The following is a 15924-nucleotide window of genomic DNA, read 5'->3' as shown; positions in this document are numbered from 1 at the left end:
CAATCGCTCGCGTGGTCGTGGCGCGCGGTGGGTCAATGGGACGAGCCCCGCACCACCCATCGAAAGGCCAGCCCATGCTCCGCCCCCAGGACACGAACACCCGCGAGACGAAGCGGCTCGACGGCATCTGGTCCTTCCAGCTCGACGGCGACTCCGAGGGGCGCGACGCCCGCTGGTTCAGCGCCGACCTGCCGGCACCCCGCGACATGGCCGTCCCGGCCTCGTTCAACGACCTGACGGCCGACCCCTCGGTGCGCGACTACTTCGGCGACATCTGGTACCAGCGCACCGTGCACGTGCCGCGCGGCTGGGCCGGGCAGCGGGTCGTGCTGCACTTCGAGTCCGCGACGCACCGCGCCACGGTGTGGGTGGACGAGCACGAGGTGATGAGCCACGAGGGTGGCTACACCCCGTTCGAGGCCGACATCACCGAGTTCGTCACGCCGGGCCGGCCCGTCCGGGTCACGGCGCTCGTCAACAACACCCTGAGCTTCCAGTCCATCCCGCCGGGCGTCATCGAGGAGGGGCCGGCCGGTCGGAAGCAGATCTACTGGCACGACTTCTTCAACTTCGCCGGCATCCACCGCTCGGTGTGGCTCAGCGCGACCCCGCAGGCGCGCGTCGAGGACATCACCGTCGTCACCGGCTTCCAGGCTGACACCGGGTCGGTCGGCTACACGGTCGAGGCGGCCGACGCCGACGGGCTCGACGTGCACGTGGTGCTCCGCGACGTGGGCGGTCGCGAGGTCGCCACGGCGACCGGCGCCACCGGCACCCTCACGGTCGAGGACGTGCACCTCTGGGCGCCCGGGCACGGGTACCTGTACGACCTCGAGGTGCAGCTCGTCGACGACGCCGGCGCCGTGCTCGACAGCTACCACCAGAGCGTCGGCATCCGCACCGTCGAGGTGCGCGGCACGCAGTTCCTCATCAACGGCGATCCCTTCTACTTCAAGGGTTTCGGCATGCACGAGGACCACTCGACGATCGGCAAGGCACACAGCCCCGCCCACGTCGTGCAGGACTTCGAGCTGCTCGACTGGATCGGCGCCAACTCGTTCCGCACCTCGCACTACCCCTACTCCGAGGACGTCATCGACTACGCCGACCGCCACGGCATCGTCATCATCGACGAGACGGCGGCCGTGGGCCTCAACATGGGCCTCGGCGGCGGCATCTTCGGCGGTCAGGGCTACACGACCTTCTCCCCCGACACGATCAACGACGCGAGCCGCGAGGTGCACGCCCGGGCGATCCGCGAGCTGATCGCCCGCGACAAGAACCACCCGAGCGTCGTGCTCTGGTCGATCGCCAACGAGCCGGAGTCCGACACGGAGGGCGCCGAGGACTACTTCCGGCCGCTCTTCGACGTGGCCCGAGAGGCCGACCCGACGCGTCCGGTGGGCTTCGTCAACGTCATGCTCGCGCCGCACGGGAAGTGCCGCGTCTCGCAGTTCGCAGACGTGCTCATGCTCAACCGCTACTACGGCTGGTACGTCAACACCGGCGACCTGCCCGGTGCCGAGATCGCCTGGACCGACGAGCTGAACGGCTGGGCGTCCGAGGGAAAGCCGATCGTCATCACCGAGTACGGCGCCGACACCCTCGCCGGCAACCACTCGCTCACGCCGCAGCCGTGGAGCGAGGAGTACCAGGTCGACTACCTCGACATGAACCACCGCGTGTTCGACGCGTGCGACGCCGTCGTCGGCGAGCACGTCTGGAACTTCGCCGACTTCGCGACGACCTCCGGGATCATGCGCGTCGACGGCAACAAGAAGGGCGCCTTCACCCGCGACCGCAAGCCGAAGGCCGCGGCTTTCGCCCTGCGCCGTCGCTGGCGCAAGGACGCCTGAGCGGCTCGGGTGCCGGCGCCAACTCGCGTACCGTCGGTATCCGGGACCTCGACCGAGCGCGGTCACGTCGCCGATGACGTGGCCGCGCTCGGCCCCTCCCTCCGCCCGGCGGCATACCTCCTCGACCGCCTGTCCCAGAAGGAAACTCGAATGACAGCTCTCGCCAACATCGGTGTCGTGGGTCTTGCGGTCATGGGCAGCAACCTCGCCCGCAACCTGGCTCGTCACGACCACCGCGTCGCCCTCTACAACCGCAGCCCCGAACGCACCCGCGCGCTCGTCGCCGACCACGGCTCGGAGGGCACCTTCGTCCCGTCGGAGCAGCTCGAGGACTTCGTCGCCTCGCTGGAGCAGCCGCGGCGCATCGTCATCATGGTCAAGGCCGGCGCCGGCACCGACGCCGTCATCGACCAGCTCGTGCCCCTGCTCGACGAGGGCGACATCGTCGTCGACGGCGGCAACGCCCACTTCGAGCACACCCGCCGGCGCGAGGCGGCCCTGCGCGAGAAGGGGCTCCACTTCGTCGGCACCGGCATCTCGGGCGGTGAGGTCGGCGCGCTCGAGGGTCCGTCGATCATGCCCGGGGGCTCCCAGGAGTCGTATGCCGCCCTCGGCCCGATCCTCGAGTCGATCGCCGCCCAGGTCGACGGCGAGGCGTGCTGCGCGTGGATGGGTCCCGACGGCGCCGGCCACTTCGTGAAGATGGTCCACAACGGCATCGAGTACGCCGACATGCAGTTCATCGCGGAGGCCTACGACGTGCTCTCGGCCGCGGGGCTCTCGGCCGCCGAGATCGCCGACGTCTTCCGCGAGTGGAACACCGGCGAGCTCGACTCGTTCCTCGTCGAGATCACGGCGGAGGTGCTGTCGCAGGTGGACGCCACGAGCGGTCGCCCACTGGTCGAGCTGATCACCGACGCCGCGGAGCAGAAGGGCACCGGCCGCTGGACGGTGCAGACCGCGCTGGAGCTGGGCGTGCCGGTCTCGACCATCGCCGAGTCGGTCTTCGCCCGGTCGGCGTCGGGCGACGCCGCAGTGCGCGAGGTCACCCGCGGCGTCCTTGCCGGGCCGGATCGCACCCTCTCCGTTGACGATCGACGCCAGCTCATCGACGACGTCCGCGACGCGCTGTGGTCGTCCAAGGTCGTCGCCTACGCGCAGGGCCTCGACCAGATCCGCAAGGCCAGCGAGGAGTACGGCTGGGACGTCGACATCGCGACCGTCGCGCGCATCTGGCGCGGCGGCTGCATCATCCGCGCCCGCCTGCTCGCCCAGATCAGCGACGAGTACGCCGCCGGTGGGCTGCGCACGCTCCTGGTCGCCCCCAGCATCCTCGAGGGTCTCGCCGACCGCCAGGGCGCCTGGCGGCGAGTGGTCGGCCTCGCCACCACCGCCGGGGTGCCCGTGCCGGGCTTCTCGAGCGCACTCGGCTACTACGACACGGTGCGCGCCGAGCGCCTCCCCGCCGCCCTCGTCCAGGGGCTGCGCGACAACTTCGGCGCCCACACCTACGGCCGCACCGACCGGCCCGGCGCGTTCCACACCCTGTGGTCGGGTGACCGGAGCGAGGTCGAGGCGTGAGGATGGGGTCATGACGACCCCTTCAGCCGTGACCGGCACCGACGAGGCCGCGCGGCCGACCCTGCCTGACGACCTGGCGCCGTTGGCTGATGGCGTCACCGCGGCCCTCCGAGCCGGTATGCCGCCTGGCTCGGACGGGCGCGTCGGGGTCGCCTTCTCGGGCGGCGTGGACTCGAGCCTGCTGCTCGCGCTGGCGGTTCGCGCCCTCGGGCTCGAGAGGGTCGTCGCCGTGCTCGGCGTCTCGCCGAGCCTGGCGACCGACGAACGACGTGGCGCGCACGACGTGGCGGCGTACCTCGGCGTCGCCGTCGTCGAGGTGGCCACGCACGAGGGCGACAACCCCGCCTACCGCCGCAACGGCCCCGACCGCTGCTTCCACTGCAAGGACGAGCTCTTCACCCGTATCTCCGACGAGGTGGCCGGGCGCCACGGGCTCGTCGCCGTCGCGTACGGCGAGAACGCCGACGACGCCCGCAGACCCGACCGTCCTGGTTCCCGCGCCGCGACGAACCACCGGGTGCTGCGTCCGCTCGCCGACGCCGGCCTGACGAAGGCCGAGGTGCGTTCGCTGGCGCGCGCGCTCGCTCTGCCCAACGCCGACAAGCCCGCGGCGCCGTGCCTCGCCTCGCGCATCCCGCACTTCACCGAGGTCGACCCGGAGCGTCTCGCCCAGGTCGAGGCAGCCGAACACGCCCTGCGTGCAATGGGTTTCGCCGACAGCAGGGTCCGGCACCATGGGGATGTCGCACGCATCGAGCTGGGTGCCGACGACCTCGCCCGGGCGGTCGCGCCCGGCGTACGCGACCGGCTGGTCTCCGATGTCACTGCGGCCGGCTTCCGTTTCGTCGCGCTCGACCTGGCGGGCATCCAGTCCGGCGCCTTCACCCTGCCGCTCGTCGAGGTGACCCGTGGCTGAGTCGTCGCTCGACGGGGTCGCCGAGCTCGACCTTGCCCGCGCGACGCGACGCGGATACCCCGAGGCCGTCTACTGCGAGGGCAAGACCGCGGAGCAGGTGCGCGCCATCGCCCACCGGCTCGCGGAGGCGCACGCATCCGGCGAGACGAGCGGGGCCGCCCTCTTCACGCGGGCCTCGGGCGAGCACGCCGCCGCCGTCCTGGCCGAGCTGCCCGACGCCGTGCACGACGACGTGGCCCGACTGGTCGCGTGGCCGGCCGAACCCCCCTCTGCCACGGGCGAGCTCGTCGTCGTCCTGTGTGCCGGCACCTCCGATCTGCCTGTGGCGCAGGAGGCGGTCCTGACGGCCCGGTACCTCGGGCGGCAGGTCGAGCTCGTCGTCGATGTCGGCGTCGCGGGCATCCACCGCATCCTCGCCCGGCGCGAGCTCATCGACCGCGCGGGCGCTCTCGTGGTCGTCGCCGGGATGGACGGTGCGCTGGCCAGCGTGGTCGCCGGCCTGGCCAAGGCGCCCGTGGTGGCCGTTCCGACGTCGGTGGGCTACGGCGCGGCGTTCGGCGGGATCGCCCCGCTGCTGACGATGCTCAACGCCTGCGCGCCCGGCGTTGGCGTCGTCAACATCGACAACGGCTACGGCGGCGGCCACCTGGCAGCGCAGATCGCAGCTCGCTGAAAGCCGTCCGCCGCGTCACGCCTGCGCGCGAAGTCCTTCGGGCACAGGCGTGCCCGCGACGAGACCGGCCTCGATGGCGGCGGCCGCTGCCCGGTCCAGGACGTGCCGCAGGGGCACACCGAGCACCGATGCGGCGGCCTGGACGTCCCGGAACTCCGGCGTCGCCGTCACGACCCGACCGGCTCGATGAGCGACCTTGACGCCGACCCGACAGCCGTCGACCTCGACGTCGGCCCACCCCCGCGGCAGCGCCCATCGCCGGACCGCCGTCTCGCGGACCCCGATGGTGCTCGTGAGGGCGAGGACGAGGTCGCGAAGCCCGGCGGCGCGTGCGTGCTCCGCGAGGACAGACAGCTGGTGGGCCGGACGACCCCGCTTCATCTGGATGGGCGTGAGCCACGCGTCGGCGGCACCGCCGCTCATCAGGCTGTCGATGACGGTGGGCCACAGGCGCGGGTCGAAGTCGTCGACGTTTGCCTCGAGCACCACGAGTTCCCCGAGCTCCAGGTCGTCCCTCGGCCGCGACTCCGCGGGCGCGTCGCCGCCACCCGCTGGACCGGCGACCGCCCGACCGATGACGACCCGGACGACGTTCGCCCGGCCGGGCACGTCCTTGGTGCCGGCACCGACACCCCTGCCGGTGACGCGAAGCGACGGCACCGCCCCCTGCGTCGTGGCAAGTGCCGTCGTCAGGGCGACCCCGGTCGGCGTCGCGAGCTCGCCGTCGCCGCCCGCCGTGACCTCCCACCCGTCGACCAGCTCGAGCACCGCCGGCACCGGGACGGGGATGCGTCCGTGCGCCGCGCTGACGGTGCCTGACCCGACGGCGATGGCCGACGCGGTCACGCTGGAGATGCCGAGGGAGGTCAGGGCGGCGCAGACCCCGACCACGTCGGCGATCGAGTCCCAGGCACCGACCTCGTGGAAGTGCACCTCCTCCACGCCCAGCCCGTGCACCCGCGCCTCGGCCTCGGCCAGGGCGCCGAAGACCGCGAGCGCGCGCCGGCGGGTCGACTCGTCGAGGGCGGCCGACACGAGACCTTCACGGATGGTCGACCACGAGCGGTGGTGCTGGTCGGCGACGAGCAGCTCGACGTCCACCTTGAGCGCGCGCATCCCCGCACGCTGCACCTCGTGGGCCACGAGCCGCACGGTGCCCGGGATGACGGCGTCCACGGCGGACTGCGCGACCTCGAGGTCGGCGCCCGCGTCGACGAGGGCGGCGAGCAGCATGTCTCCCGCGACACCCGCCGACAGGTCGAGCCACGCCGCGAGCCCCGGTTCGCCTCCACGCTCCATGACCGACACCGTATGCCGCGCCGGCGCCGGAGCCGCGCGGGACCTGCCGGGCCGCGCGGAGGCGCACCTGACCTCGCAATTGGGTGGGGAAGGGCGTCGACGTTCCGCGAGACTGGCCGACGTGGACGGCATCGAGGTCGTGGTGGCGCACAGCGAGCGCGCGACGCTGCGCGTCGGGAACGTCTTCCTGAAGGTCGACGCCGACCAGGCGCGCACCGACCGCGAGGTCCAGGCGATGACGATGGCACCTGTTCCCACACCGACGATCCTCTGGCGCACACCGCCGGTGCTCGCTCTCGCCGCCCTGCTCGGCACCCCGATCGCGCGCCTGGGGCAGCCGTCCACGGCCTCGACGGCGTCGTGGAGCGCCGCCGGCGCCGCCCTTCGCCTGGTCCACGACGCGCCGCCGCCACCGTGGTCCAGCGCGAGCGTGTACGAGAAGACGGCGGACCTCGACGCCGAGTGCGCCTGGCTCATCGAGCACGACGTCCTGTCGGCCGAGCTCGTGAGGCGCAGCCGAGAGGTCGCCGAGGCGGCCTTGCGTCCCTGGCACCCGGTCTTCGTGCACGGTGACCTCCAGGTCGCCCACGTGTTCGTCGACGACGACGAGGTGACCGGCATCCTCGACTGGTCCGAGGGTGGGCGGGGCGACGCGCTCTACGACCTCGCCGTCCTGAGCCTCGGCCACCCGGAGCACCTCGACGACGTGCTGCTCGGCTACGGCGGTGACGTCGACCGCGACGTGATCCGGGGGTGGTGGTCTCTCCGCAGCCTGACGGCGATCCGCTGGCTCGTCGAGCACGGCTTCGACCCGGCAGCGCCGGGGTGCGAGATCGACGTGCTGAAGGCGCAGCTGTAGGGCTGTCGCGCGACGTCACGCAGGACTTACCGGTCGATGGTCTTTTGCTGACCGAGTCCGGGACTGATTCACAGGTGCGGGCCGTTGGGGGCGCCCAGAGATGCCCATAGTGTGACGAACGGGACAGAACGACAGTCCTGATGCAAAGGAGTCCCGGATGCCGTCACACCCTGCTCTCACCCGCGCCGCAGCGACCACGGTCCTGGCCCTGGCAGCCCCGGTCGCGCTGGCCACGACCGGGTCACCCGGCACCGGTGCGGCCACCGCGGCCCCGGCGGCGAGGCCCGGCATCGTCTCGGGGGCGGTGCCGGGCCGCGCCGCGGCACCCGTCACTCCGTCGGTGACCAAGGTGCCCATCCCCGCGGTCGCGAGCGCCCCGACGCAGCCGCCCAGCCCGGCTCGGTCGTCCGGCGCACCCGGGTCGCGCAAGGTGGTCGCCGCCGTCAGCCGCTCCGGCACGAAGTTCGACGTCGTGGGCGTGACCTACCAGGGCGCGGCTCCCGCCGGGCTCACGGTCGAGGCGCGCACCCACGCGAAGGGCGCCTGGAGCGGCTGGATCGGACTCGAGGTCGACGACGAGCATGGGCCGGACGCCGGCACCGCGGAGAGCCGCAACGCCCGGAAGGGCACCGACCCGCTCACCGCGGCCGGCTCCGACGCCGTCGAGGTCCGCGTGCTGACGGACGGCGGCGCCGCGCCCCGCAACCTCGCAGTGAGCCTGGTCGACGCGAAGACCGCGCCCTCGGACGCCGCCGTGGCCACGTCGCCGGTCGGGACCTCGACCTCCGACGGGACGGCCACGATGCCCGCGGCCACGATGCCCGCGGCCACCACCGGCACCACGGGCACCACCGGCATCACCGCGCCCGTCGGCACGAGCGGAGCCCGCACCGCCACCGCCTCGACGACGGCCACCGCCACGACCACCACTACGTCCAGCGCCACGCTCGCGTCCGTGCCGCAGCCCACCGTCGTGACCCGCGCGCAGTGGGGCGCGAACGAGAGCATGATGCCGTGCCAGCCCGACGCCGTGGGCGGGTTCAGGGCGGGGGTCGTGCACCACACCGTCAACGCGAACAACTACACGGCCGCGCAGGCGCCCGGCCTCGTCCGTGGGATCTTCGCCTACCACACGCAGAGCAACGGCTGGTGCGACATCGGCTACAACTTCCTCGTCGACCGCTTCGGGCGCATCTACGAAGGCCGCAAGGGCGGGCTCACCGGCTTCACGCAGGGCGCCCACGCCGGCGGCTTCAACGCCGAGACCTTCGGCGTCTCGGTCATCGGCACCTTCACCAGCGTGACGATGCCGAGCGCGGTGACCAGCGCGGTCAGCCGCACGATCGCGTGGCAGGCCGACCGGTCGAGCTTCGACCCCGGCTCGTCCGTCGTGCTCACCTCGGCCGGGAGCTCGCGCTACGACGCCGGGGTGCGGGTGACGAAACCCCGCGTCATGGGTCACCGCGACCTCAGCCTGACGAGCTGCCCCGGCGACGCGGCATACCCGCAGGTGCCCTCCATCAGGTCCTCGGCGGCGTCGACGTGGCGCACCTACCAGTACGTCGTGGGCCGGTCCGTCTACGTGCCGGTGACGGCGCGACGCCTGCTCGACACGCGCACGGGGCTCGGCACCAGCCAGCGCCCGCTCCCGGCCAACACCTCGCTGGTGCTCACCGTGCCGGGGCTGCCCTCGAACGCGACGGCCGTCACCCTCAACGTCACGGCGCTGAACGCGACGACGCCGACGACCGTCACGGCATACCCGGCCCACATGGCCCGCCGCTTCACGTCCAACGTCGACGTGGTGCCGGGCCGCAACGTCACCACCCAGGTGACGGTGGGCGTCGCGCCCGGCGGCAAGGTGCGCCTCTTCAACGCCAAGGGCTCGATCAACCTCATCGCCGACCTCGAGGGCTACTTCCGCACCGGCACGGGGGCCGGCTACGCGGCCTACACGCGACCCGCACGCCTCGTCGACACGCGCACCGGTGTCGGCGCCCCGCGACAGCAGGTCTCGGCCGCCCGCCCGCTCACCTTCACCATCCCCGGCCTGCTCAGCGGCACACGCGCGGTCACCTTCAACGTCACCACGCTCAACGCGACGGCCACGACGACGCTGACCGCCTACCGGGCCGGCACGGCACGACCGGCTGTCCCGACCCTCAGCGTCTCTGCGGGCACGCCCGTCGCGAACCTCATCACCATCCCGGCGGACCAGTCGGGCCGCGTGACCCTCTGGGTGGCCCAGGGGCAGGCCGACGTCGTCGTCGACGCCCTGGGCTTCTACGCCGACGGTCGCGGACTCAAGTTCGTCGCCGTCGCGCCGCGGCGGCTCGTCGACACCCGGCTCGGGTGGGGAGTGGCAGGTGGGGCACTGGGGGCGGGCCGGGCCACGACCTTCGGCGTCCCCGACACCATCTATCCCGTGTGGGGCGCGTCCCTGTCCGCCGGTGGAGCCTCGACGGCTAACGGCTGGCTCTCGCTCTACCGCTCCGGCCAGAGCCAGCCAGGCACCTCGTCGCTCTCGACGCTCGCCGGCCGCAGCGTCACCAATGCGGTGACCACGAGCACGACGACGAGCAGCCTCGTCAACGTCTACAACGCCGCCGGCTCGACCCACGTCGTCGCCGACCTCATGGGCTACTACACGCCCTGACCCCACGGCGGTGGCGGCGGATTCACCCACCGCCCGCCGTATGCCGTGCGCTCCACCGAGCATGGGAGACTCGCGTCCGTGACCGGCAGCGACGCGTGGCCCTCCGCGGCGTTCGTGCGCTTCTGGAGGGCGAGCGCGGTCTCCGGCCTCGGCTCGTACGTGACCCTCTTCGCGCTGCAGGCGCTGGTCGTCCTCGACCTGCACGGCACGGCGACGGAGGTCGGGTGGCTCAACGCCGCGCGCTGGCTGCCCTACCTCGTCCTCGGGCTGCTCGTGGGAGCGATCGTCGACGGCAGGCGCCGGCTGCCACTCATGGTGGGCACCGACCTCGCGCAGGCGTTCCTCCTCCTCACGATTCCCCTGCTCTGGTGGTTCGAGGCGCTCTCCCTGCCCGCTCTGCTGGTCGTCGTCGCGCTCTCCGGCACCGGGGCGGTCATCAACGGGGCGGCCGAGATGTCGTTTCTGCCACGGCTGCTCGAGACCAGGCACCTGCAGCCGGCGCACGCGCGCATCGACGGGACCGATGCCGCGGCCTCGACCGCGGGGCCCGCTGTGGGCGGCCTGTTGGTCAACGCGGTCGGTGCCCCGCTTGCGGTGCTGCTCGACTCCCTGACCTATGTGTACTCGGCACTGACGCTGCGCCGGATGCGGGTCGACGAGCCGCCGCCCCGCACGGGCGTCACGGTCCGCACGCTCCTGCGCGAGATCGTCGACGGCGTGCGCTGGGTCTACCGTTCGTCGGGTCTGGCCGCGATCGCGGTGGCCACCCACGCCTGGTTCGTCGGCAACGCCATCGTCGGCGTCGTGCTGGCCCCCTACGTCCTGCTCACCCTCGACCTGACGGCGTTCCAGTTCGGCATCGTCGGCGCGGCCGGCGGCGTCGGCGCCGTCGCGGGGGCCGTGCTGACGACGTGGGTCGGGCGGCGGCTGGGCACCGGCCGCACGATCATCGCCTGCCACGTCGTCACGACCGCGGGCGTGGTGGCCATGGTGCTGGCAGGGCAGGCGTCCGGCACGGCGTTCGCGGCCGTGCTCCTGGGCCAGTTCCTCTACGGCCTGGCGATGGGGATGAGCAACTCCCACGAGATGAGCTACCGGCAGCTGATGACGCCCGACTCGCTCCAGGCGCGCACCAACACGACGCTCCGTTCCTTCAACCGGGCCGTCGCCATGGTCGTGGCGCCGGCCGCCGGCGTGCTCGCCGACGGCTGGGGCATCCGGCCCACACTGCTGCTCGCGGCCGCCGTCTTCGCGCTCGTGGCCGTCGGCCTGGCCGCCACGCCGTTCCGCCACGTCCGCGCCTCCACGTAGCCGTCCGTCCCCTCGCGTCGGCACGTCCCAGCCGCCCGGGCGTACGCGTCCCGCCGGCACCACAGACGGCATGCAACCGAAACGCCCTCTGGGGGTTCGTCAGGAGTGGAAGCATCGACAGGGAAATCGGTAGGTGGCCCGCTCATGCACGAAGACGACGACGACGCGATCCGCGCGGTGTACGACCTGTCCTACCGGCGCCTCGTGACCCAGATGGTCGCCCTGTGCGGCAACCGGTCCGAGGCGGAGGACGTGGTGCAGGAGTCGTTCCTCACCGCCCTGACGCACCGTGCGGACTTCGTCGCCGCGTCGAACAAGGAGGCATGGCTGCGTACCGTGGCGCTGAACCGGCTGCGCAACCGTTGGCGCCGGGCCCGGGTGGCCGGGCGCATCCTGCCGAGGTTCCGGGCCGAGCTGAGCATCGAGCTCGGCCCCGGGGCCCCGGAGGACCACGTCGCCGTCGTGTACGCGTTGAGCCAGCTGAGCGCGCAGGTGCGGCTCACGGCGGTGCTGCACTACATCGCCGACCTCAGCGTCGCCCAGATTGCGCACGAGCTCGCTGTGCCGGAAGGGACGGTCAAGGCGCGCCTGGCCCGGGCCCGCACCCAGATGGCGGGCCATCTCAGCGACCGACAGGAGGCCGACCATGTCTGACCTTCGCAGCTTCGCCCGCGAGACCGAGCGGTCGGTCGACCAGCTCCCCTTCGAGGTCATGATCGCCGGGCAACGACGCGCCCGCCGGCGCCGCGCGCTCGTCGCCGCGGCCGCTGCCGTGGCCGCGGTGCTCGCCCTGACCCTCACCGTCGCCGGCCTGAGCCAGCTGCGCCGCCCGCCGATTCCCTCGGTGCCGGCTCCGAAGCCCCCATCCCAGCTGCTGGTCCCCACCTGGACCGCCGACGACATCGTCGGCCACCCGGCCGCGTCGATCGTCAAGCAGCTGCAGTCCCGCAGCGACTCCCGGACCCTGCTCACGGTGTGGAAGCGGTGCCCGACGCCGACGCACGACAACGACTGCCTCGGACAGGAGGCGATCGCGGTCGTGGACGGGTCGGGCCACCAGCTCGTCACCATGGGAGCCGTCACCGACACGCTCTCCCAGCCGTCGCGTACGGGGGACGGACTGCTCCGTGAGGTCGGCAACGGCCTCTGGTACTGGGCCCACGAGAACCCGGGCCCCTACCTGCTGTCCGCGACCATGAGCACCCCTGTTCCGCTCACCGTGCTGAACCGCGCCGTCACCCACAACTACGGGGTGTCGAGCATCGAGTGCGCCGACCAGGTCGGCCTGTGCTCGCTCAACGTCACCGCCCACACCCTCGAACGGCTCGCGGTGCCCGACCTGCCCGACACACGCTGGGCCACCCCGACGGCCCAAGGGTGTGGGGTGTGGGGACTGTCGGGCGCGGGGACGCGCACCAGGCTGGTCATCCAGCAGCGGGACGGCTCGTTCGCCAGCACCGACCTGCCCGCCGACCCCTACTCGACCACCATGGCCGAGGGCGGGCCCGACTGCGAGGTCGCCTACTACCAGACCGTCACCCCGGACCAGGACCAGCTCGTCGTCAGCCTCGACCAGGGCCGCACCTGGCAGATCCGCCAGACCCCGATGCCGCAGTTGGCGGGCTACTACGAGCACCAGCCCCGTGACCGGTTCCTCATCCCACCGAGATGGCAGGAGCTGCCCCCGATGGCCCACCCGCTCAGGCCACCCGGCCCGCTCACGCCGCTCTGACGCGCCCGCTCGGAGGCACGGCGGATCCCGGGCATCCCAGCACGGCGCCGGCGAGCCGGGCGACCGCCGTCACGACACGGTGGGCGGCCAGCGGTGCTCGCGCCACGCGTCCCAGGTCTCGAACCCGGCCGGTGGGTCGTCCACGGCCTCGCTGCCGTCGAGCTCGCCGGGTGTCGGCGTCTCGAAGCGGGCCGCCCAGCCGGCGAGCTCCTCGTCGGACATCGGCCACGTCGTGTGCGGTGCGTCGGCCTGGCGCTGGTCGGCTCGCCGCCGCTGCTCCTCCGGGCTGGCCTCGAAGTAGTGCAGCTCGACGGCCGCCCCGAGGTCCGCGGCCGCCTGGCGCAGCGCCGAGCGCTCGTCGCGGCTCCAGAGGCCGAAGTCGATGACGACGTCGACCCCGAGCTGCAGGACGCGCAGCCCGACCTCGACCAGCCGACCCTCGATGACGTCCTGCGCCGCGGGCGGGTTCTCGCGCCCGTGGAGGGCTTTCACCCACTCGTCCTTCGTGAGGCGCAAGGCACCCCGCTGCACCTCGAGGCGGCGAGCGGCCGTGGTCTTCCCGGTGCTCGGGAGCCCGACCGTGAGGTGCAGCGTCGGGCGTCGAGGGCTCATCGGGTGAAGGTGAGGTGCGTGACGCCGCTCGGCGTCGACACGGCCTCGACGGCATACCCGTGCTCGAGGGCTTCCAGCCCGTCCCACAGGCGCACGCCCCGGCCCAGCAGGATCGGCACCTGCACGACGTGCAGGTGGTCGACCAGCCCGGCGGCGAGGAACTCACGGAGCATGGTCGGGCCGCCCCCGAGTCGCACGTCCTGGCCCTTGGCTGCCTCACGGGCCGCGTCGAGCGCCTCTGCCGGCGACGCGTCGAGGAAGTGGAAGGTCGTGCCACCCTCCATCTCCAGCGGCCCGCGTGGGCGGTGGGTCAGAACGAACGTCGGCGTGTGGAAAGGCGGGTTGTCGCCCCACCAGCCGCGCCACTCCGGGTCGTCCTGCCAGCCGGGTGGGCCGAACTTGCCGGCGCCCATGATCTCCGCGCCGATGCCGTGCTCGTGCCGCTCCGCGAAGGCGTTGTCGGCGCCGGTGCTGCCGAAGACCCCCTCGCCGTGCTCGACGACGCCGACGGTGTGCCAGAACCGGGTGGCGGTCATCCACTCGTGGAGCCGGTGGCCCGCGTGGCCGAACGGGACCTCGGCGGAGAGCCCTTCGCCGGTCGCGAAGCCGTCCAGCGAGATGGAGAAGTTGTGGACTCTGGTGCGCGACATCTCGCTCCTCCTGGTGCAGGGTCGGTCCGGCCGGTGTCGTGACCGACCGTCGAGCAGGCACGACGCGCCCACGGCGATCCTGCACCGCGGCTCGCCCTGCGGTCCACCTCTTCGCCCTCCCGGTGACCGGCCTAGCCTTGGGCCATGGATCTAGGCCTGGACTTCGGCACCACGCACACGGTCGTCGCCCACGGCGATCGCGGCAACTACCCGGTGGTCAGCTTCCTCGACGAGGAGGGCGACGCCCGTGACCACTTCCCCTCCGTCGTCGCCGACGACGACGGGACGCTGGTCTACGGTTTCGCGGCCCTCGAGGCCGCCCGGCGAGGTATGCCGTCCTCCCGGTCGTTCAAGCGGCTGCTCGCCGAGCCTCGGGTCACTCCCGAGACGGTGATGCGCGTCGGCGATCGCGAAGTACCGCTCTTCGAGGTGATCACCGGGCTCTTCTCGGCCGTGCTGCACGCGCTCCGCAACGCGTCGAGCGTCGACGAGCGGCTGGACGGTACGGAGTCTCCGCGCACCGTGCTGGGCGTTCCCGCGCAGGCCGGCAGCGCCCAGCGCTTCCTCACCCTCGAGGCGTGCCGACGCGCTGGGTTCGACGTCGCCGGCCTCGTCAACGAGCCGTCGGCGGCGAGCTTCGAGTTCGCGCACCGGCAGGCCCGGTCGATCACCTCGAAGCGCGACCTCGTCATCGTCTACGACCTCGGCGGCGGCACGTTCGACGCCTCCCTGCTCCGGCTGTCAGGCACCCACCACGAGGTGCTCGACTCGTTCGGGGTCAACCGGCTCGGCGGCGACGACTTCGACGAGGCGCTCGCCACCACCGTCCTCGCAGCCGGTGGCCGCTCGCGCTCGGACCTGTCCGAGGCATCGTGGGCCGCGCTGCTCGAGGAGTGCCGCGAGGCGAAGGAGCGCATCGGGCCACAGTCGCGCCGCGTCGGGGTTGAGGTGCCCGACCGCGACGGCCCCGACACGACGACCGTCACGATCCCCGTCGACGAGTACTACGCGGCCGTGACGCCCCTCGTCGCCGAGACGACCGAGGCGATGGAACCGCTCGTGCAGTCGCTGCAGTCGCAGCAGCCGTCCGACGGGCCCCCCGACGAGCTCCAGGGCGTCGCCGGCATCTACATCGTCGGAGGCGCGAGCGGGCTGCCGCTGGTCCCCCGGCAGCTCCGGACCCGGTTCGGTCGCCGGGTGCACCGCTCCCCCATGCCGAGCGCGTCCACCGCGGTGGGCCTGGCCATCGCCGCCGACCCCGACGGCGGGTTCTCCCTGCGTGACCGGCTCTCGCGGGGTTTCGGCGTCTTCCGCGAGCGCGAGGGCGGCGCTGCCGTGTCCTTCGACCCCGTGCTGGACCGGTCGCTCCGCACCGCCGACCCGCTGGACGACGACGGGTCCGCGCAGCCCGTCGTGGTGACCCGCCGCTACCAGGCGGCCCACAACATCGGCTGGTTCCGCTTCGTCGAGTACTCGTCCGTCGACGACCAGGGCGAGCCCCGCGGTGACCTCGCGCCGGTGGCCCAGATCGTCTTTCCGTTCGACCCGGAGCTCCAGCAGACGCTGGGCGAGGCCGAGGGCGGCGACGCGGACCGGGCCGCGCTGCTGCGCGAGCTGCCGATCGTGCGCATCGGGTCGGGCCCGTTGCTCGAGGAGCGCTACACCGTCGACTCCGCGGGCATCATCGAGCTGTCTCTCACCGACCTGACGACCGGCTATCGCCAGGAGCACGTGCTCCAGGCCTGAGCCGGGCGCAGGACGGCTCGGCGGGGGTCGAGT

Annotated in this window: 13 protein-coding genes; 10 read left to right on the top strand and 3 right to left on the bottom strand. The window is 72.7% G+C overall.

The genetic code is table 11. From position 1 onward, the window contains the following. Positions 1-74 precede the first annotated feature (74 nt). The 4 genes from uidA to larB all read left to right on the top strand — a co-directional run bounded on the left by uidA (position 75) and on the right by larB (position 5026). Complete coding sequence (gene uidA / locus ACYVNR_RS10015; protein WP_461047920.1) at positions 75-1856, top strand: beta-glucuronidase; 1782 nt, start codon at positions 75-77, stop codon at positions 1854-1856. Between the two features lie 150 nt (positions 1857-2006). Next, the gene (gene gndA, locus ACYVNR_RS10010) at positions 2007-3437 is read left to right on the top strand and encodes an NADP-dependent phosphogluconate dehydrogenase (protein ID WP_045186647.1); all 1431 of its coding nucleotides are present in this window, start codon (positions 2007-2009) and stop codon (positions 3435-3437) included. A gap of 10 nt (positions 3438-3447) precedes the next feature. After that, entirely contained in the window at positions 3448-4353 is a 906-nt protein-coding gene (gene larE / locus ACYVNR_RS10005; protein WP_461047919.1) for an ATP-dependent sacrificial sulfur transferase LarE, read from the top strand. After that, on the top strand, positions 4346-5026 hold the full coding sequence (larB, locus tag ACYVNR_RS10000; protein WP_461047918.1) for a nickel pincer cofactor biosynthesis protein LarB: 681 nt from the start codon (positions 4346-4348) through the stop codon (positions 5024-5026). Before larE ends, larB begins: the two co-directional genes overlap by 8 nt. A gap of 15 nt (positions 5027-5041) precedes the next feature. Here the strand turns inward: larB and larC are convergent, their stop codons facing one another. Beyond that, positions 5042-6325 carry a nickel pincer cofactor biosynthesis protein LarC gene (larC, locus tag ACYVNR_RS09995; protein WP_461047917.1) on the bottom strand — a complete coding sequence of 428 codons (1284 nt, stop codon included), beginning with the start codon at positions 6323-6325 and terminating at the stop codon, positions 5042-5044. A gap of 121 nt (positions 6326-6446) precedes the next feature. Between larC and ACYVNR_RS09990 the strand changes: the two genes are divergently transcribed. The 5 genes from ACYVNR_RS09990 (at position 6447) to ACYVNR_RS09970 (ending at position 12883) form a co-directional block, all read left to right on the top strand. Continuing rightward, positions 6447-7184 (top strand): phosphotransferase, encoded by a 738-nt coding sequence (locus ACYVNR_RS09990; protein ID WP_461047916.1) that lies wholly within the window; start codon positions 6447-6449, stop codon positions 7182-7184. 157 nt (positions 7185-7341) lie between these two features. Continuing rightward, a complete protein-coding gene (locus tag ACYVNR_RS09985) occupies positions 7342-9840 on the top strand; it encodes a peptidoglycan recognition protein family protein (RefSeq protein WP_461047915.1) in 2499 nt (832 codons plus the stop codon). A gap of 78 nt (positions 9841-9918) precedes the next feature. Beyond that, positions 9919-11151: an MFS transporter gene (locus tag ACYVNR_RS09980; protein WP_045186635.1), complete on the top strand. Its 1233-nt coding sequence runs from the start codon at positions 9919-9921 to the stop codon at positions 11149-11151. A 144-nt stretch (positions 11152-11295) separates the two neighbouring features. Then, positions 11296-11805 (top strand): RNA polymerase sigma factor, encoded by a 510-nt coding sequence (locus ACYVNR_RS09975; RefSeq protein ID WP_458800157.1) that lies wholly within the window; start codon positions 11296-11298, stop codon positions 11803-11805. Next, positions 11798-12883: a hypothetical protein gene (locus tag ACYVNR_RS09970; RefSeq protein ID WP_461047914.1), complete on the top strand. Its 1086-nt coding sequence runs from the start codon at positions 11798-11800 to the stop codon at positions 12881-12883. The genes ACYVNR_RS09975 and ACYVNR_RS09970 overlap by 8 nt, the downstream gene beginning before the upstream one ends. Before the next feature lie 69 nt (positions 12884-12952). Here ACYVNR_RS09970 and ACYVNR_RS09965 read toward each other — a convergent pair whose 3' ends face one another. Together ACYVNR_RS09965 and ACYVNR_RS09960 are read right to left on the bottom strand one after the other, a co-directional pair. Then, positions 12953-13495 carry a P-loop nucleotide/nucleoside kinase family protein gene (locus tag ACYVNR_RS09965; RefSeq protein ID WP_045186625.1) on the bottom strand — a complete coding sequence of 181 codons (543 nt, stop codon included), beginning with the start codon at positions 13493-13495 and terminating at the stop codon, positions 12953-12955. Further along, positions 13492-14145, bottom strand: coding sequence for a dihydrofolate reductase family protein (locus ACYVNR_RS09960; protein WP_461047913.1), 654 nt, complete (start codon positions 14143-14145; stop codon positions 13492-13494). Before ACYVNR_RS09960 ends, ACYVNR_RS09965 begins: the two co-directional genes overlap by 4 nt. A 144-nt stretch (positions 14146-14289) precedes the next feature. On the opposite strand from ACYVNR_RS09960, the gene ACYVNR_RS09955 reads away from it, so the two are divergent. Beyond that, a complete protein-coding gene (locus tag ACYVNR_RS09955; RefSeq protein WP_461047912.1) occupies positions 14290-15891 on the top strand; it encodes an Hsp70 family protein in 1602 nt (533 codons plus the stop codon). Positions 15892-15924: the final 33 nt, after the last annotated feature.

It is taken from the genome of Terrabacter koreensis, assembly GCF_054783315.1.
This window is presented reverse-complemented; position numbering and strand designations above follow the sequence as displayed.